This is a genomic window from Propionibacterium acidifaciens, assembly GCF_003798325.1.
Taxonomy (GTDB): domain Bacteria; phylum Actinomycetota; class Actinomycetes; order Propionibacteriales; family Propionibacteriaceae; genus Propionibacterium; species Propionibacterium acidifaciens.
Genome location: NZ_CP033719.1, coordinates 917,094 through 934,759 on the forward strand (window position 1 = coordinate 917,094; position 17,666 = coordinate 934,759).

The following is a 17,666-nucleotide window of genomic DNA, read 5'->3' on the forward strand; positions in this document are numbered from 1 at the left end:
CGCGGGCGACGGAGGGGGCGGGCGGTGATCTGGAGGCTGCACGGGGACGGCGGGCCGAGGCCGGGCGAGGTCGTCGCCCCGGGCGAGAGGCTCGGCTGGGGCAGGACGATCGGGCTCGGCGCCCAGCACGTGGTGGCCCTGTTCTCCGCCTTCGTCGTCCGCACCCACGACGTCCGCGTGTGGATCGCCCCCTCCGTCTTCGCCTGGCTCGGGGTGGCGACCTTCTCGCTCATCTGCTGGGCCATGACCATCGACGTCATCAACGACACCGAGGTGCGCTTCGGCGACCGTCGGGACGGCACCGTGTACGCCACCTGCTCGTGGCGCGCGAGCTCGGTCAGGCCGGCTCGGAGGGCCTGACCGGTATCCTCCTGCCGGTGGTGGGGTACGCGAAGGAGACCGGCTTCGACTCCGAGGTCACCTGTGAGTATGGACTCTGGCTGGTCTGGGATCGGCTGGTCAGGATGGGTGCAGGTCGTGTCGATCCGGGTGTGACTCTCGAGGCTATTGGCCCGCTCGCGGTGCCTTCCAACGGCATCTACAGCATCACGTGCCCGGTGCCCGGCGGCGCCTTCGTCGTCCTCTTCCTCGCCCTGTGGTTCCTGTACCCGCTCGACAAGGAGCGCGTGGACGCCAACGCCGCCCGGCTCGCCGCCCGGCGCGAGGCCGAGGGCGCCGCCCGACCGTCCACGGCCGCCCCGCCGCCCATCCACCGGATCGAAACGAGGAATGATGCTCTACCCCACCACCACCGACTCCCGAACCGTCATCGACCTCGGCGGCATCTGGGACTTCGCGCTCGACGACGGCACCGGCTTCGACGACCGGTGGTGCGCCGCCCCGCTGGCCGATGCCATGACGATGCCGGTGCCCGCCTCCTACAACGACCTGAAGGAGGGCGTCGACATCCGCGACCACTGCGGCTGGGTCTTCTACCAGCGCACGGTCCAGGTGCCGGCCGCGCTGCGCGGCCAGCGCGTCGTGCTGCGCGCCGACGCCGTCACGCACCACGCGAGGGTCTACCTCAACGGCGAGTTCCTCGGCGAACACCGCGGCGGCTTCCTGCCCTTCGAGGTCGAGCTGGACGGGCACCTCGCCGCCGGCGACAATCTGCTGACGATCGCCGTCGACAACGTCATCGACCACACGACGCTTCCCGTGGGGGGCACGGGCGACATGCTCGGCGGAGGCCCCGGGGCCGCGCTCGCCGATTCCCCGTCGGGCTCGCGGAAGCAGAACCACCCGAACTTCGATTTCTTCAACTACTGCGGCATCACCCGCCCGGTGCGCCTGTGCGCGACGCCCCGGGAGTACATCGCCGACATCGCCCTGACGAGCGACGTCGAGGGCCTCGACGGTGCGAGCGGAACCGCCGCCAGGGCCACGGTGCACTACGAGGTCACGACGGTGGGCGACGGCGAGTGCACCGTCGAGCTGCTCGACGCCGACGGCGCGCGGATCGACGGGGCCCGCGGCACGAGCGGCGAGCTCGTCGTCGAGAGCCCGACGCTGTGGCGCCCTGGCGCCGGCCACCTCTACCAGGTGCGGGTGCGCTTCGGCGAGGACGTCTACACCGAGCCGTTCGGCATCCGGACGGTCCGCATCGACGGCACCCGCTTCCTCATCAACGAGCGCCCCTTCTACTTCAAGGGCTACGGCAAGCACGAGGACACCTTCCCGGCGGGACGAGGCATCAATCTGCCGATGAACACCCGCGACATCGCGCTCATGGGGTGGCAGGGCGCCAACAGCCTCCGCACCAGCCACTACCCGTACTCCGAGGAGATGATGCGCCAGTGCGACGCCGAGGGCGTCGTCGTCATCGACGAGACCGCGGCCGTGGGCATCAACCTGAAGTTCGGCGGCGGCGCCGCCTTCGGCGGTGAGCGCGTCGAGACCTTCGACCCCGAGCACGGCGTACGGACAGGGCAGGCGCACCGGGAGGTCATCCGCGATCTCATCACCCGCGACAAGAACCACGCCTGCGTGGTCGTCTGGAGCATCGCCAACGAGCCCGACTCGGGCGCCCCGGGCGCCTACGAGTACTTCAAGCCGCTGTTCGACCTGGCCCGCGAGCTCGACCCGGCGAAGCGCCCGTGCACGCTCGTCTCGGTGCAGATGAACGACGCCCCGCGCACCGACTGCTCGGCGCGGCTCAGCGACATCATCTGCCTCAACCGCTATTACGGCTGGTACTTCGGCGGACCCGACCTGGCCTCCTCCGAGGAGGGGCTCCGGGCCGAGCTCGCGCAGTGGGCCGGGCTCGGCAAGCCGCTCATGCTGACCGAGTTCGGCGCCGACGCCGTGGCGGGCCTGCACGACACGACGCCGGTCCTGTACACCGAGGAGTACCAGGTCGACTACTACGCGATGAACTGCCGGGTCCTCGACGAGTTCGACTTCGTCGTCGGGGAGCAGCTGTGGAACTTCGCGGACTTCGCGACGAGCCAGTCGCTCCTGCGCGTCCAGGGCAACAGGAAGGGCGTCTTCACCCGCGATCGGAAGCCGAAGCTCGCCGCCCACTGGTTCCGCCGGCGCTGGTCGGCGATCCCCGACTTCGGCTACAAGGGCTGAATCGTCGCCGACCGCCGGGCGGGGCGACGCCCCGCCCGGCAGCGGGCACCGGGGCGGGCCGGACGCTCCGACGGGGCCACCCGCATGTCAGTCGAGCAGATCCGTGACCACGCCGAAGGCATCGCGCACGCGGCGCAGTTCATCCCTGCTGACGCCCTCGCCCCGACCGCCGCCGGCGAGATCGCGGTACTCGTAGGCCGCTCCGGTCTCGGCGTACTCGATCTTGTCGCAGGCGCCCAGCGGCGATGCATCGCTGCGGGCCATCAGCCCGTGCTTGGCCCAGATCACGATGACGTGCTCCCGCAGACCCCGCACGGTGTTCTCCATGAGTTCCTGCGAGCCGGGAACCATGAAGGGCAGGAACTCGACACCGGCGGGCAGCTGCACCAGTGTCTCGGGCTCCCAGCGCAGGAGCGCATGGTTCATCGACTCGGTGGACCGGTATTCCGGAATGTGGCTGAGCTGCACCAGGTGCGGCGGTTGGGCATGGATCACGGCGTGCAGACTGAGGCCCCGCCGTCCGACATGGTCGGCGTGCACGGCCAAGTGGGAGTTGAACTCGCTCGTGGGCCGGACGAAGTTGCCGTCGGCCAGGTAGTGCAGTTCGCCCGAGGCGCCGTCGGCGCCGATCACGACCGCTCCGACGTTCTCCCGGGGCGCCTCGGCCACCTCGCGCAGACGGCAGCCGGTACCGGTGACCAGCACCGTGCAGCCGGCCAATCCGGGCGCGGTCCAGGGCAGCTCGATGGTTGTGACATCGGGGAAGAGGGGATCCAGGTCGACCTGCCAGGCGAGGCAGACGGACAGGTTCCCGGCGCCCGACTCGATGGCGTCGATCTCGTTGAGGCGGCGCCCCGCGGCCCCCATGCCGGCGAGCACGTCGGCGAGATTCCTCGGTCGTGAAGTGGTCATGATCGGTTCGCCTTTCCTTGGGTGAGTGATTCGAGGGTCTGGGAGGCGGCGCGCCAGGCGGCGAGGGCCTCCGGGCAGTGGGTCGGTTCGTATCGGGTGAGCGCGCAGGATGCGGCGCCCACGGCACGCAGCCGGTCCAGGCCGCCGGACAGGTCGCCGACGGCCCGTGCGCAGACCAGCAGATTGCCCAGCGCGGTGCCCTCCGCGGGGCCTGCGACCACCGGCAGACCGGTGGCGTCCGCCGTGGCCCGGCAGAGCCGGATGTTGCGGGAGCCGCCGCCCACGACGTGCACCACGTCGACCGTCCTTCCACTGTGGCGGCAGGCCGCCCGGACCGCCGCGCGATAGGCCAGCGCGAGGGAGTCCATGATCGTGCGCACCACCTGGGCCCGGGTGCGGGCGGCCGGTTGGCCGGTGAACTCCAGAAGAGCATTGATCCGCTCCGTCATGGGCCCGGGGTCCAGCAGGGTGTCGTCGTTGAGATCGACGATCCTGGCCAGCGGCGGCTCCTCGAAGGCCTCTGCGAGCAGCGCCGTGAGGTCCTGCAGCTGTCCGGTCTCGTCCTGCCACTGAGCGATGCAGTGGTTGAGCGTCCACATGCCCGAAACATTCCGTAGATAACGCACGGTGCCGTCGACACCGAGTTCGTTGGTGAAGTTGTCGGCCCGGGAGGCCTCGGTGAGGATCGGTTCCGACAGCTCCAGTCCCACCAGCGACCAGGTGCCGCTCGAGATGAAGGCGAAGGCGTCCCCGCCGGCCGGGACGCCGACCACGGCCGATGCCGTGTCGTGGGAGCCGACCGTCACGACCGGGGTGGGGGCGCCCGATGCGGTGGCCGCCTCCGGGAGGATCCGGGGCAGTACCGGGCCGAGCACAGTCCCCGGCTCGGACAGCGGGGTCAGCAGCCGACGGATGGCCGGCCCCTGGTCGAGTGCGTCGAGCACCTCGTCCGACCACTGTCTGCCGACTGGGTCGAGCAGCCCGGTGGTCGAGGCATTGGTCACCTCGGTGCGCGCCACCCCGGAGAGCCAGTAGGCCAGCAGGTCGGGCAGGAGGAGCAGACGATCGGCGCGGGCGAGGGCCCGACTCCCGGTGGACGAGAGGAGCTGGAAGACGGTGTTGAACTCCTGCACCTGGGTGCCGGTGCGCGCATAGAGGACGGCCGGGTCGATCTGCTCGAAGACCCTGGAGGGCACCCCCGCGGTGCGCCGGTCGCGATAGCTCACGACCGGCGCCGTGAGGACGCCGTCCACGTCGAGAAGCCCGTAGTCGACCCCCCAGGTGTCGATGCCGATCGCTTCGAGGGGGCCCTGCGCGGCGGCCTTGGAGAGACCGGCGCGCACCTGGGCGAACAGCTCGGTCGCCTTCCAGCACAGGCGCACCCCGCCGGCCTCGGGCAGGGGCACGGGATCGTTCCGGAAGCGGTGCACCTCACAAGTGAGGAGGCACCCCTCCGTCAGCTCCCCCACGATCACCCTGCCCGAGCCGGCGCCCAGGTCCACGGCGGCGTAGCGGCCCATGGTTCAGGCGCCCCAGCCGGCCTGCGCGCCGCCGATGCGTTCGGCCTCGATCCTGGCCTGGTACCCGGAGGCGAGATAGGCGGCCAGCGGGTCGGGTGCCAGGCCCTTCTCCTCGCGCAGCTCGGCGAGCAGAGGCCGCACATCGGTGTTGTAGGCGTCCATGAGCACGCCGTTCGCAGCGAGGACATCGCCGGCCAGCTGGGCCGCCGTCAGTGCCTCGCGGTCGACGAGCAGGGCCTTGGCGGTGGCCTCCTGCACGTTCATCACGGAGCGGATCTCGCCGGGGATCTTGTCCTCGAGATTGTGGCACTGGTCGAGCATGAAGGTGACCCCCGAATCAGGTCGCAGCGCGTCGGCGCGCACGATCTCGTGGAGGATGCGGAACAGCTGGAAGGGGTCGGCCGCACCCACCATGAGGTCGTCGTCGGCGTAGAACCGCGAGTTGAAGTCGAAGGCGCCCAGCCTGCCCGCCCGCAGCAACTGCATGACGATGAACTCGATGTTGGTGCCCGGCGCGTGGTGCCCGGTGTCGAGCACCACCTTGGCCCGGGGACCGAGCGCCTGGCAGTGCATGAGCGAGGTGCCCCAGTCGGGCACGTCGGTGGCGTAGAAGGCCGGTTCGAAGAACTTGTACTCCAGGACCATCTGCTGGTTCCTGCTGAGTGCCGCGTAGATCTGGGCGAGCGAGTCGTCCAGGCGCTCCTGGCGGGCCCGCAGGTCGTCCTGCCCCGGATAGTTGATGCCGTCGGCGAGCCAGACCTTCAGGGAGTCCGAGCCGGTTGCGCCCATCACGTCGATGCAGTCCAGATGGGCTCTGATCGCCTTGGCCCGGATGCTCTCGTCCGGGTTGCACAGCGAGCCGAACTTGTAGTCGTCGTCCTGGAAGACGTTCGAGTTGATCATGCCGATCCGTACGCCGAGGGACTCGGCGTGGACCTTGAGCGCCTCGAAATCGTCCACCCTGTCCCAGGGGATGTGCAGCGAGACGCGGGGGGCCGCGCCGGTGTACGCGTTCACCCGGGCGGCGTCGGCGAGTTTCTCGAACGGGTCGCGGGGGGTGCCCGCCGTGGTGAAGACCTTGAAGCGAGTGCCCGAGTTCCCGAACGCCCAGCTGGGCAGTTCGATGGTCTGCTGCTCGAGCAGGCTCCGGGCCTGCGGGTCGAGGTCGGACAATGACACCATGGTTCTCTCCTGGATTCTGGGATGTGCGGTTCCTGAGATTCGCTTCGCCCCCGGGGCCCGCCCGGGGGCTCGGGCGGGGCCGGATGGCACGCCTAGAGGCCCCGGGCCCCGCCGTCGACGTTCGAGACGACCTCCCCGTACCGCTCGATCTCGATCTCCTCGAGGGTGCGCCCCTGTGTCCGCGGGGCGCCGACGGTTCCGATGACGAGGGAGGCGAGAAGGAAGCCGATGAGGATGAGGCCATCGATGAGCAGGCCGTTCTCCCCCGCGAGGATCACCGGGAAGATGAGCGAGATGAGCCCGCTGGCGAGGCGCACCGCGAAGAACACGATGCCCTGGGCCCCGGAGCGGTAGGGCGTGGCGAAGAGTTCGGGAGACCACACCGAGTAGAAGGCCTGCGCCGAGGGCCCGGCGGACAGGCCCCAGACGATGGCGTACCCGAATGCGGTCCACGCCGAGGTCGGCGGTCCGAACACCAGGATGATCCAGGCGACGAGGGCCATCGCGCCGCCGATGCAGTAGTGGACCCGGTAGGGGATCCGGTCGACCAGGGCCATGAAGAAGACGGTCGCGACGATGACGAAGCCCCACGAGAGCATCGAGAAGAGATCGGACTGGAGGGCCCTGTAGCCCATGGACGACAGGATCGTCGGCAGGAAGATGCCGTTCTGACTGGCGGCCTGGTTCCAGAAGGTGTAGATGCAGGCCAGGAAGACGAGTGCCGTGATGTTGACCCTGCGGCTGAACAGCGCCTTGAACGAGGCGAGGACCGAGGGCGGCTTCGCCGTGGCGCCGCCCTTGGCCTGCTGCCACGCCTCGGACTCGTCGAGGCCCTGCCGGATGTACCAGGTGACGAGGGCGATGACGACGAGGTGGGCGAAGATGAGCCGGCTCCCCAGCAGGTGCAGCGGCGTCAGCGCGGCGGCCAAGCCGTATCCGATGAAGGGGCCGAAGGACCAGGCGAGCTGGGTCGTGCCGATGTGACGTCCCCTCCTGTCGGCCGGCGCGAACTCTGCGATGTAGGTCCACCCGGCCGGGACGGAGGCGCCCACGGCCAGGCCGATGATCACGAAGCCGGCGAAGAGCATGCCGAGGTTCGCGGTGACCGTGATGATGAGGCCGCCCAGTGCGTAGACGAGCAGGTCGTAGGTGTAGATGAACTTGCGGCCGTACTTGTCGCACAGCGGCCCCCCGATGAGCGCGCCGATCGCGGCGCCGAACGCGTTGGAGCTGAACGCGGCCAGCAGGCCGGTGATCGTCCCGTCGTCGTTCGGGAAGTAGGCGGCCTTCCAGAAGCCCAGTGACGTCGCAATGGCGATGATGGATCCGGAGTCGATGTAGTTCGACATGGAGACGGCGATCGTCGCCTTCCAGCCGGTGATGTGGCGCTTCGGCATGTCGCGCTCCTTCGTGTGCTGATGGGATCAGGCGAGGTGGAAGTACTCGTCCAGGAGTTCGGGTGCGCCCCCGTTCGGCGGGACGAAGTACTGCGCCATCTCGGCCTGCCACCGGGCGTTCACCTCCTCCCGATCCATCGCCGCCATGGCGGCGGTGACGTCGTCGGACTCGAAGTAGCCCACCACGAGCCCGTCCTCGGTCCTCAGGAACAGCGAGTAGCGCCGCCACCCCGATCGGCTGAGCGCCTCGCGCATGGACTCCCACACGTGCTGGTGCGCCTCCACATACTCCGGAAGGAGCTCCGGGCGGCCCCGCAGCAGGAAGCAGGCGCGTTGCGGCGAACGTGCCGCGCTGGTGGACAGTCGATCAGTCATCTGGACTCCCTCGTTCAGATCCTTCCGGGGCGGACCGCCCTCGGATCGACGATGGGATGAGCGTAGATCGAATCGTTTCAAACCGCAACCTCTCCCCATTGACCGTAGCAACTTCATAGAAGAAAAGGCCAGGCAAAATAATTCTGTATCGTTTCATACACTCACGGAGGAGGTTCGGCCCGAGGCTGTCCCGACGCTCCGCAACGCTCATGACGGCGCCGGGGACGCCTCGTTGGCTAGGCTCATGCCGTCAGGCGGGGACGAGGCGCCCCGCGGAACGTCTCCTGCACCGAAGGGCATCAGTGACCGAACCGACCGCCCGCCAAGTCGGCATCAAGGACGTCGCCGCGCGCGCAGGCGTCTCGGTGGGCACGGTGTCGAACGTGCTCAACCATCCCGGAGCCGTCTCGCAGGAGCGCCGCCGAGCCGTGGAGAGCGCCATCCGGGAACTCGGTTACGTGCCGAACCATGCGGCGCGACAGCTCAAGGTCGGCCTGTCGACCATGCTCGGCCTGGTGATCGTCGAGGCCTGCAACCCCTATTACGGCACGATCGGTCTCGGGGCCGAGCAGGCCGCGGCCCGGGCCGGTCTCGGGCTGTTCAGCGCGAGCAGCGAGCAGAACGCCGAACGCGAGGCCGACTACCTGCACCGCTTCGAGCAGCAGCGCGCGCGGGGCATCCTGCTCGCGCCGGTCGGCATCGAGCTGCAGACGGCGCGCGAGGTCGCCGACCGGGGCACCCCCGTTGTCCTGCTCGACGCGGACGACCCGCACTTCTGCCGCGTGGGCGTGGACGACTACGTCGGAGGTCGGCTCGCGGCGCAGCACCTCATCGACCTGGGACGGCGCCGCATCGCCGTGGTGGGAGAGCCGAGCCGGCACCCCCAAGTGGTGCGCCGTCATTACGGCGCCCTGGCGGCGGCCGAGGAGCGCCCGCGGGTGCGGATCGACTTCCTGAGCACACGCGACATGACCATCCTGGAGGGCCGTCGGATCGGCGAGCTGCTGGCGGCCCGCCCGCGGACCGAACGCCCCGACGCCCTCTTCGCCACGAACGACCTGTTGGCGATTGGCCTGCTCCAAGCCCTCACCATGGCGCGCACCTTCCGCATCCCCGAGGACATCGCCATCATCGGCTATGACGACATCGACTTCTGCACCAACGCCGTGGTCGCCCTGAGCTCGGTCGCCCAGCCGGCCCCGCGGATCGGCGCGACGGGGGTGGAGCTGGTCGAGGAGGAGCTCGAGGAGACGGTCGGGCACGAGCACCGCCGGGTCCTGCTCCCACCGACCCTGATGGCCAGGGCCTCCACCCTCGGCGAGTGACCGGCTCCGCCCGAGAGGCGACGGCGAGGGGCCCGACAGGCGGAGGGGCAGCCGCACCGGTTCGTCCGCGCACCCGGCCTCGCAGGCGCACGGGATCCGGGTCCCACCGCATCGTCCCCGACGCGCCGCCGGGCGCCTCAGGGCAGCGGCAGGAACGGCGCGAGCGAGCACCCGGCCCACCACGTGGCGGCCGCGAGCACCGCGCCGAGGCACAGCACCCAAACGGCGGCGGGAACGTGCGTCCGGGCCGCCAGGACGCCGGGGTCCTGGGAGCGGTCGCCGTGTCGGGCGACGTTGACGAGCTGGCGCCATGCGCCGGCGAGAAGGAAGACGCCGAGTCCGAGGACCGCGGCGCCCACCGGCGCGGAGCCGGCGAACCACCAGAGGGCGAGGTCGGCGGCGAGCGCGCCGAGCAGGACCGTCACGGTGTGGGCCGAGCGGGCGCGGACCAGCACGAGCAGGAGGACGACGGCGATCCCCACGAGCACGCCGCGGGCGTACCCGCCCGTCGCGGCGTGGACGATGGCGGCCCCGACGACGGCGGGCATCGGGTAGCCGGCCAGCGTCGTGAGCACGAGACCCGGCCCGCGGGTGGCGCCGCTCGTCGTCGTGGCGCCCGACATGTCGGGATTGACGGTGAAGCCGGCGAACCGGCGGCCCGCGGCCAGGCCGACGAGAGCGTGCCCGAGCTCGTGGACGAGCGTGACGACGACCCGCAGCACCCGCCAAGCGGGGCCGAGGAGGACGGTCGCCAAGGCCGCGGCGACTGCGACGGCTGCGGCCGTGGCGTGCGGCGACGGCCCGGCGTGCAGGCTCGCGCCGAGCTGCTGCCAGATCCGCGTCGCCACGTCGTCCACGGAGCAATTGTGCCCGCTGACGGGCGCCCGGCGGGACCCGATGCGGCGCGGGCGGTCGGTCCGCGACGGACCCGATTCGTGGCCGGGGAACGGCCCCGACTGCACGAGTCCGCTTCCTGCGCCGGCTTCGCGGCGAACGGCGACACGTCCGGGCCCCGGCTGCCCGGGCCCGCCCCGGCCCCGGGCGCGCGGCGCCGTCGGTCCTCGTCCTCGCCCATCCGGCACCGCGCCCTGCACCGCGCAGACCGCCCGCACCATCCGTACCCTTGGGGGGTGGAGCTGCTCAACTTCGTCGGCGTCTTCGCCTTCGCCGTCTCCGGCGGGCTCGTCGGGGTCCGCCGCCGCTTCGACGTCTTCGGCATCCTCGTCCTGGCACTGGTGACGGCCCTGGGCGGCGGCGTGATCCGCGATCTGCTGCTGGGCATCGATCCCCCGTCGAACCTGTCCAACGTCCCGTTCATGCTCACGGCGATCGTGGCCGGCCTCATCGCGTTCCGGTTCTCGGGCAGCCTCGACCGGATCCGCAAGCTCATCCTCATCGCCGACGCGGCGGGTCTGGGCGCCTTCGCCGTCTCGGCGACGATGCTCGCGATCCGGCACGGCCACCCCGGCATCGAGGCGATCCTCGTGGGCACGATCACCGCCATCGGCGGCGGCATGATGCGCGACGTGCTCGCCGGGCTCGTGCCGAGCGTCCTCACCCAGGACGTCTACGCGCTGCCCGCGCTGCTCGGCTGCGCCGGCACCGATCTGTGCGTGCGCATGGGGGTCCTCAACCCCATCACCCTGTGGACGCTGGTGGTCCTCGTCCTCGGCCTGCGCGTACTGGCCCTGCGCTTCCACTGGCAGGTCCCCAAGCCGAGGCGCCTCACCCGGGACGAGCCCAATCGTCCGGGACCGGGGTCGGCGCCATGAGCGCCCACTCGGCGCGCGCGCAGCAGCCGCCGTCATCCGCGGAATGCCCGAGCCCGGTCAGCTACTCACTCCGCGCACGCGCAGCAGCCGCTTCCGGGCAATCGGGCGGCACGGTCGGGGCGTGCACTCACTCCGCGCACGCGCAGCAGCCGCGGTGCTTCGGCCCGCCGCCATGCACGTGGAGTCCCTAGGATCTCGGCCGCGAGCCCTGGACCGGCGGCGAACCAGCCGACGAGCCCATGGGGACGAAGGAGAAGGATCCAGGCCTCCGGTCGCGCTCGCGGCCGAGGCCCTCGGCCTTGTGCAGCCCCCCGCGCCGGGGAGTACTGGTTGCGCCGTCTGAGGGACGCCTCGGAGGATCATGGGAAGGAGATGCTGCACGCGCCGCCGGACGAGATTCTGTCAGAGCCCCGGCGCAGCTGCATCGAAGAGCTGCTCAGGACGAACCGAAGGAGGATCCTCGATGCCATCGGCTCATGTACTGGACGCACCGATCCCGACCGAGGCACGACCGCGCCTCCGGGCCCTTCGCCTCATCTGGCAGGATGCAGTCGACGGTTCATCCATGTCGCGACCCTCGACCAGATCGAGGCGGACTCCTTCGCGTTCCGCTACGAGGAGGGGGCTCGGCACGACAACTTCGTCCTCCTGGCCGAGTTCCCGGATCCGGCTCGCACCTACTCGTTCACCGGGCTGCCGGCCTTCTTCCTGAACAGGGTGATGTCCCCGCGGCGGGCCTCGTACCCGACCTACTGCCACTGGCTCGGGCTGGCCGAGTTCCCCACCCCGGTGGAGTTCCTGGCCCGCAGCGGCGGCGGCCGCGCCACCGACACCTTCCACGTCGTCGACGGCCTCATCCCCGTGAACGGGCGTGTCGAGGGCCACTTCCTGGCCTCGGGCGTGCGGTGCGTCGAGGGCAACGGATCCCTGAGCCGCCTCGCCCCGGGCGATCGGCTCCGGCTGCTCCCCGAGCCCGACAACACCGTCGACTCCGAGGCCGTGCTGCTGACCGACGCGGGAGAGGATCCGGTCGGCTACGTCCCGGACTGGCTGCTGGGCGACGTCCACGGCTGGGGCCTCCCGAACACCGCCGTGCGCGTGGCGCAGGCGAACGCCGAGGCCCCCGCGCATCTGCGGCTCCTGTGCCGGATCGAGGCGCATCCGTCACGGGGCTGAACCCACGCCCCGTACAGCCATCGGCACGGTCGCCATCCCCGTCATGGCGTGGTCATGGCGAGCAATCATGTCACGTACAGCCCCCGATGCAGCGCGCACCGCGGGTTGAACGGGTGCCCGCAGCCGGCGCAGAAGGGCGCCGCGGAGTAGCCCCCGTACGAGCTCAGATGCCCGCAGGCCCCGCACAGCACCGTGGCCGGCGCCGCCGGGTCGGCCCGCCCGAACGGGTGGTCGGCCAGCGCCCGGTGGCACTCGTGGCAGGCCCAGAACCGCCCGCAGGTCTCGCACCGGTGCGCCACGACGTCGCGCTCGGTGCGCCAGTGGGCGCACCGGCCCCGCTCGTCCACGTCGACACCCCGGATCACCGTCATGACCCGATCCTGCCACCGGCGGAGAGCGCCGGGACGCCGTCCGGAACGCGGATCGGTCCGAGCTCCACGGCCGTGCACCGGCGCCGATGATCCGACGCCCGACCGACGGCGTCGGGTGTCGGGAGCGGCCCTCGGCAGGGGCCCCACGGCACGGGCACCCCTGGACGAGGCACGGACCAAGGGCACGGCTCACGGCCGGTACCGGCCGACCACGGGCAGCTTCTCGAGGATCCGCCTGCCGTGCCCGGACCTGACGAAGTCCTCGGTGGCATCGGTGCCGGCGCGCACCCCGTGGTGCGACCCGTCCTTCCATGCCGGCGACGAGCCCAGGTCGTAGACGACACCGTTGACGGCGATCCAGCACTGCGCCCCGCCGGTGCAGGCGGCCTGCGCCAGCTGGTCCGCCGTGACGTCCACGGTGTCGAGGGTCTGCCGCTCGGCGCTCGTGAAGGGCCGGTCCAGTTTGGTGCGGTCCCCGGCGTTCGACGGGTGCAGCAGCATCCAGGCGACCGCGAGGGCCACGAGCACGAGGACGACGATGATGATCCAGCGCATGAGACGACCCCTCCCCTTTTTTGATACATCATGTCTCATGAGAGAAAAGATACACTGTGTCTCATGGCTGTCGATCCCCGGCCCCGACGCCGGCTCAGCGAGCAGGAGACGCGCGAGCGCGTCCTCGACCTGGCGGGCGAGCGCCTCGTCGAGCACGGGCTGTCCGTCGGGCTGGACGCCGTCGGCATGGAGCGGATCATCGCCGACGCGGGCGTCTCGCGGGCGAGCGCCTACCGCTGCTGGCCGCACCGGGAGGGCTTCCTCGCGGACGTGCTCGTCCACGCCATCGGCCGCACCCGGCTCATCCCCGAGGACGACGACGACATCGATCGGCTCCTGGGCGTCCTCGAGGCGCGTCGGGACGAGTTGGGCACCGAGCAGGGTCGGCGCGACGTAGTCGTCGAGGCGCTGCGGATCTCGTTGGACGCCGACATCCGCCGCACGCTCGCCTCGCCGAAGTGGCGGCTCCTCCTGGCCCTGTCCGTGACCCACCGGACGTTGCCCGACGAGGGGCTCCGCGACGTCGTGGCCGGCTCCCTCGCCGAGCTGGAGCGCGCCTTCGTGCAGCGGCGCGCGAGGATCTACGCGGCGATGGCGGAGCTCATCGGCTACCGCCAGTGCGCGCCGTGGAGCGGGGACGAGGGGTTCATGATGCTCTCGGAGCTGGCCGGGCTGACCATGCGCGGGGTGCTCTCGCGCGCGCTGAGCGATCCCGACTGGCTCGACCGGCGCACCGGGCTGACCCTGTTCGGCACGAGCCGTCCGGCGCCGTGGTCGCAGCCGGAGATCGCCATGATGACGGTGCTGCTCACCCACCTCGAGCCCGACCCCGCCGTCGAGTGGACCCCGCAGCACATCGCCGCGACCGAGGAGCAGCTCGCCGCGATGGCCGCCGAGATCAGTGACGCCGGGGCCGCGGACTCCCCCGCCCCGTCCCGGTGAGGGCGCCGGCGGCCCCTCGGGAGGCGAGAAGCCGCCTCATGACACGCTCGATCGACGACTGTCCGGAACAGTCGGGCAGCCCCATGAGCAGGCCCCTGCCCTCCTGGAGGGGCACTCCACCGCGTGGTGCAGGAGGCCCGCACCCCGTTCCGCCCCGGGTCATGGCCTCCCGGGCGATCACGTCCGGGCCGGCGGATGCAGCAGTGCCGGCCCCGGTGGATGTCGTGGACGGGGTCGTGGCCGCCGAGCAGCTCCTCGCGAGGGTCCCGGCCCCGATCCGGAACTCGGAGGATCCGCGGGGGTACGGGGGCAGAACCGGCCCGAGGGCGGGTGGGCGGTCGCCCGTGCGGGAGACCGCCACCCGCCCTCCCAGTTCCGCCGGGGAGCGCGTCGTCAGAGGTCGTAGTCCTCGAAATCGAGCACCTTGTCGCCCACGTCCTCGTACTTCCCGATCCGCCAGTCGCCGTTGATCATGTCCCACACGATGGTCTCGGCGAGCTCCGAGAACTCCTCATCGAGGATGTGGTGATCGATCGCGATCAGGTCCACCTTCTCCGGGTCGAGACGCTCGTGGAGCTCCTTCCACATCAGTGTCGCCCTGCGCGACCACCGCGGGTACTTCTCGTCCGGCTCCCAGACGGGCCCGTCGCCGTTGCCCTCGGCCCAGCCGCGGTCACGCGTCGCGATCTCCTCGGACTGGTCGTAGGCGGACCACCCCCGCATGGGGATGATGAAACAGGTCGGGCCCGTCGTCCTGTTGAGGCGCTCCGCCATGTACGCCGAGAGCTCGACGATCTCGTCGAGGGTCGGCACCATGATGGTGACGCCCTCGTTGTGGACGTACGGCTTGTCCGACCCGTGCGGCCCGCGGCGCTTCCCGGTTCTGAAGTCCTCCAGGTACTCCGGGGCGAACTGGGCCATTCCGTTGTAAGCGGCCTGATCGAGACCGCCCGGCGCGACGACCTGCGGGATGCCGACGTCGGAGGCGGCCGTCATGCGCTCACCGTCCCACGTCTTCGGGATGCCGTAGAAGGAGTCGTACATGTTGTTGGTGAGCTCGCCCGGAGTCATGTCGACGACGGCGGTGATCACACCGGACCGGATGAGGTCCTCCATCGTCGCCCCCACTCCGACGGCGTGGAACGTCCCGCAGTCCCAGCCCTTGCTCTCGAAGAACCTCGTGATGTGGAGCTGGGTGGGCGTTGTCGTGCCGTAGGAGGTCACCGCGGCGAGGGGCTTCACGTCGGGCGCCTCGTTCGGCACCTTCGCCATGGCGACGACGGCCGCGCACGCATTGGAGACGATCCGGTACGTCACCGCGTTGATCCCCTGCTCCGCCGTGGGCGACGCGATGAAGATGTCCTTGTTCCCGAGCCACATGGACACGTCCGCACTCGCCATGTCCGTGAGCATGATCTTCGGGACGCCGAACGGCAAGGCCCTCATGACGCGCGTCACGGTCGTGGTGCCGACCGAGCCGGCCCACGAGATGATGCCGTCGAGCCGCCCCTCCTCGACCAGTCTCTGCGCCATCGCCGCGCCCGCCGCGCCGACCGTCTCGATCGCCTCGGACCGCGGCGCCGTGAACACGGTGCTCGCCTGCTCGACGCCGACTGCCGCGAGCACCTCCCTCACCGGGATGTCGGCGAAGTCCACCGACGCCCCGAGCGACAGGTCGAGGATCAGCGGATCGCCGCCGAACCCTCTCACCTTCTCCGCGAGGAACCTGATCTCGTTCCCCTTGGTGTTGCACATTCCCGCACATACGATGACGGGTCTCTCACCACTCATGGCGATGCTCCTTCGCTCGCGTTCCTGCTGGTCGTGGCTCAGTGGATCTGAAGAGCCCGCTTGTACTCCTCGGTGATCGCGAGGATCGCCTTCTCGATCGGAACGCGCTCCGCCGCGGACCCTCCGATGAATCCGTGAGCAGCCGTGTTCCGCATGACGTGCGCGGCCTCCTCCGGCCCCTCGATCGGGCCGCCATGGGCGAACAGGATCACGTCCGGGTTCACGGCCAACGCGGTCTCGAACATCTCCTGGCTGCGTTCCGTCGCCTCCTCGAGCGTCACCTCGGACTTCGCGCCCGTCACGCCGCCCACGGTGGAACCGAAGTGCGTGGCGATCGCATGGGCGCCCGCCTCGGCCATGATCCTGGCCTCATCGGGGTTGAACGCATAGGCGAGCGCGAACATGTCCTCCTCGGCAGCGGCCTCGACGAACTCGACCTCGCGCCTCCACCCGATCCCGATCTTGTCCATCTGCTGCACGGTGGCATCGCCGTAGATCATGATCATGAAGGGGTTGATCCCGCTGATCCCTGCATCGCGCAACCGTCGCAGGTGGTCCCTGTGGGGGAGCAGGGGATTGAACGCCCCCGACAACGAGAGAATGGGCGTGTCCTCGATGTTCGCGACGATTTCCGGCGCGAGATCGAAGATCACCTGGTTGACGTCGGAGTTGGGCATGAGCGCGGCCAAGGAGCCCTGACCCTTCAACCGCCAGTAGCTCGTTCCTGAGATGACGATCATGTCCGAGCCGCCCATCTCCTGCAGCTTGGCCGTCAGACCCGAGCCGCAGTTGGGGACGAAGAGCGGCCTGCCCCCGGAGATCTCCTTCCGGAGGCGTGCGACCACTTCGGTCGCCGTGTACACCTGTGCCATTTCCCTCTCCTTCGAGTCACTGGCGGATGGGTTTCATCCCGACCCGGGACCAGGCAGGATCCCGAGGTCGGACAAGAATGTGGCGGCGTTCCGGTCACGAACCGCGACGACGTCCTCGACGACGAGCGGGGTCGATCCGGCCGGGGCGTCCCCGACCAGTTCGACGAGTTCGTCGATGACGGCGAGGGTCGTGTCCTGCGAGTAGAGCGGGAAGTCGGACCCGAGCAGCACCTGTCCCGTCGAGCCCGCCCACGACTTCGTGAGCTCGAGGAGCTGGCGAAGCTGGAACGAGCGGGAGCCGGGGTCGCGCCCGATCAGCGAACTCACGTCGACATAGAAGTTCCTGTGCTTCCGCAGCAGTCCCGCGACCGTGCTGAAATCGATTCGTCCGGCGTGTCCGAGGATCACCGGGAGTTCGGGGAAGGAGCATCCGATCTCGTCGAACCGGGTCGCCCGCGTGAAGCCGTCACGGCAGGGAAGGACCCCGATGTCACCCGCATGGTGCAGGACGGGGAGCCGGTACTCCTGCATGGTCTCGTAGATCGGCCAGAGCAGCGGATCGTCGACCGCGATCTGCTGCATGGACCCGTGCAGCTTCAGCCCGCGCGCACCGCGCTCCTCTATCTCGGCACGGAGGTCGCCCACGGGGTCGTCCGCCCGGGGATCGACCGCGCAGAATCCGATCAGCCGGTCGGGTGCCAGCGCCACCTGTTCGGACACGTAATGGTTGATGCGGTCGAGCTCGTCCGACCCCATGTCGCGGCTGTGGGCGAGCGCCACGGTCACAGCCGCACCGATGCCGTTCTCGTTCATCGACTCGAGAAGGCGTGCGGCACCGGAATCGACACCACTGCCCGCACCGCGCCCGTCCGCGTAGGAGCGCAGGAACATGGGAACGCCCT

17 protein-coding genes are annotated in these 17,666 nt (G+C 70.2%); 6 read left to right on the top strand and 11 right to left on the bottom strand.

Features of this window, described 5'->3' with window-relative positions:
- Positions 1-24: 24 nt before the first annotated feature.
- On the top strand, positions 25-360 hold the full coding sequence (locus EGX94_RS03910) for an MFS transporter (protein WP_021798888.1): 336 nt from the start codon (positions 25-27) through the stop codon (positions 358-360).
- Positions 361-729: 369 nt separating this feature from the next.
- A complete protein-coding gene (gene uidA / locus EGX94_RS03915) occupies positions 730-2,574 on the top strand; it encodes a beta-glucuronidase (RefSeq protein ID WP_021798884.1) in 1,845 nt (614 codons plus the stop codon).
- Between the two features lie 87 nt (positions 2,575-2,661).
- Here uidA and EGX94_RS03920 read toward each other — a convergent pair whose 3' ends face one another.
- From EGX94_RS03920 to EGX94_RS03940, 5 genes are all read right to left on the bottom strand, one after another.
- Positions 2,662-3,486, bottom strand: a complete 825-nt coding sequence (locus EGX94_RS03920; RefSeq protein ID WP_021798886.1) for a class II aldolase/adducin family protein — start codon at positions 3,484-3,486, stop codon at positions 2,662-2,664.
- Positions 3,483-5,006: a rhamnulokinase gene (locus EGX94_RS03925; RefSeq protein WP_021798889.1), complete on the bottom strand. Its 1,524-nt coding sequence runs from the start codon at positions 5,004-5,006 to the stop codon at positions 3,483-3,485. Before EGX94_RS03925 ends, EGX94_RS03920 begins: the two co-directional genes overlap by 4 nt.
- A 3-nt stretch (positions 5,007-5,009) precedes the next feature.
- The gene (gene rhaI / locus EGX94_RS03930; protein WP_021798882.1) at positions 5,010-6,188 is read right to left on the bottom strand and encodes an L-rhamnose isomerase; all 1,179 of its coding nucleotides are present in this window, start codon (positions 6,186-6,188) and stop codon (positions 5,010-5,012) included.
- A 92-nt stretch (positions 6,189-6,280) separates the two neighbouring features.
- A complete protein-coding gene (locus EGX94_RS03935) occupies positions 6,281-7,585 on the bottom strand; it encodes an MFS transporter (protein ID WP_021798880.1) in 1,305 nt (434 codons plus the stop codon).
- Positions 7,586-7,612: 27 nt separating this feature from the next.
- The gene (locus EGX94_RS03940; RefSeq protein ID WP_021798887.1) at positions 7,613-7,960 is read right to left on the bottom strand and encodes an L-rhamnose mutarotase; all 348 of its coding nucleotides are present in this window, start codon (positions 7,958-7,960) and stop codon (positions 7,613-7,615) included.
- A gap of 302 nt (positions 7,961-8,262) precedes the next feature.
- On the opposite strand from EGX94_RS03940, the gene EGX94_RS03945 reads away from it, so the two are divergent.
- Positions 8,263-9,285 carry a LacI family DNA-binding transcriptional regulator gene (locus tag EGX94_RS03945; RefSeq protein WP_021798885.1) on the top strand — a complete coding sequence of 341 codons (1,023 nt, stop codon included), beginning with the start codon at positions 8,263-8,265 and terminating at the stop codon, positions 9,283-9,285.
- 137 nt (positions 9,286-9,422) lie between these two features.
- On the opposite strand, the gene EGX94_RS03950 is transcribed toward EGX94_RS03945, so the two are convergent.
- Positions 9,423-10,142 (bottom strand): M50 family metallopeptidase, encoded by a 720-nt coding sequence (locus tag EGX94_RS03950; RefSeq protein WP_043123478.1) that lies wholly within the window; start codon positions 10,140-10,142, stop codon positions 9,423-9,425.
- 273 nt (positions 10,143-10,415) lie between these two features.
- Between EGX94_RS03950 and EGX94_RS03955 the strand changes: the two genes are divergently transcribed.
- Together EGX94_RS03955 and EGX94_RS03960 are read left to right on the top strand one after the other, a co-directional pair.
- Complete coding sequence (locus tag EGX94_RS03955; protein WP_021797849.1) at positions 10,416-11,057, top strand: trimeric intracellular cation channel family protein; 642 nt, start codon at positions 10,416-10,418, stop codon at positions 11,055-11,057.
- Positions 11,058-11,429: 372 nt separating this feature from the next.
- Complete coding sequence (locus EGX94_RS03960; protein WP_021797873.1) at positions 11,430-12,233, top strand: hypothetical protein; 804 nt, start codon at positions 11,430-11,432, stop codon at positions 12,231-12,233.
- Between the two features lie 65 nt (positions 12,234-12,298).
- Here the strand turns inward: EGX94_RS03960 and EGX94_RS03965 are convergent, their stop codons facing one another.
- Together EGX94_RS03965 and EGX94_RS03970 are read right to left on the bottom strand one after the other, a co-directional pair.
- On the bottom strand, positions 12,299-12,604 hold the full coding sequence (locus EGX94_RS03965) for a CHY zinc finger protein (RefSeq protein WP_021797853.1): 306 nt from the start codon (positions 12,602-12,604) through the stop codon (positions 12,299-12,301).
- 189 nt (positions 12,605-12,793) lie between these two features.
- Positions 12,794-13,159 (bottom strand): cytochrome b5 domain-containing protein, encoded by a 366-nt coding sequence (locus EGX94_RS03970; protein ID WP_021797852.1) that lies wholly within the window; start codon positions 13,157-13,159, stop codon positions 12,794-12,796.
- A gap of 63 nt (positions 13,160-13,222) precedes the next feature.
- Here EGX94_RS03970 and EGX94_RS03975 point away from each other — a divergent pair, with 63 nt between their 5' ends.
- On the top strand, positions 13,223-14,101 hold the full coding sequence (locus EGX94_RS03975; protein WP_043121986.1) for a TetR/AcrR family transcriptional regulator: 879 nt from the start codon (positions 13,223-13,225) through the stop codon (positions 14,099-14,101).
- Positions 14,102-14,494: 393 nt separating this feature from the next.
- On the opposite strand, the gene EGX94_RS03980 is transcribed toward EGX94_RS03975, so the two are convergent.
- Genes EGX94_RS03980 through EGX94_RS03990 form a run of 3 tightly spaced genes read right to left on the bottom strand, consistent with a single transcriptional unit; the run spans position 14,495 to position 17,655 of the window.
- Positions 14,495-15,892, bottom strand: a complete 1,398-nt coding sequence (locus EGX94_RS03980; RefSeq protein ID WP_021797848.1) for a Tm-1-like ATP-binding domain-containing protein — start codon at positions 15,890-15,892, stop codon at positions 14,495-14,497.
- 38 nt (positions 15,893-15,930) lie between these two features.
- Positions 15,931-16,764 (bottom strand): phosphoenolpyruvate hydrolase family protein, encoded by an 834-nt coding sequence (locus tag EGX94_RS03985; protein WP_021797870.1) that lies wholly within the window; start codon positions 16,762-16,764, stop codon positions 15,931-15,933.
- A gap of 33 nt (positions 16,765-16,797) precedes the next feature.
- Positions 16,798-17,655, bottom strand: coding sequence for an amidohydrolase family protein (locus EGX94_RS03990; protein WP_264291248.1), 858 nt, complete (start codon positions 17,653-17,655; stop codon positions 16,798-16,800).
- Positions 17,656-17,666: the final 11 nt, after the last annotated feature.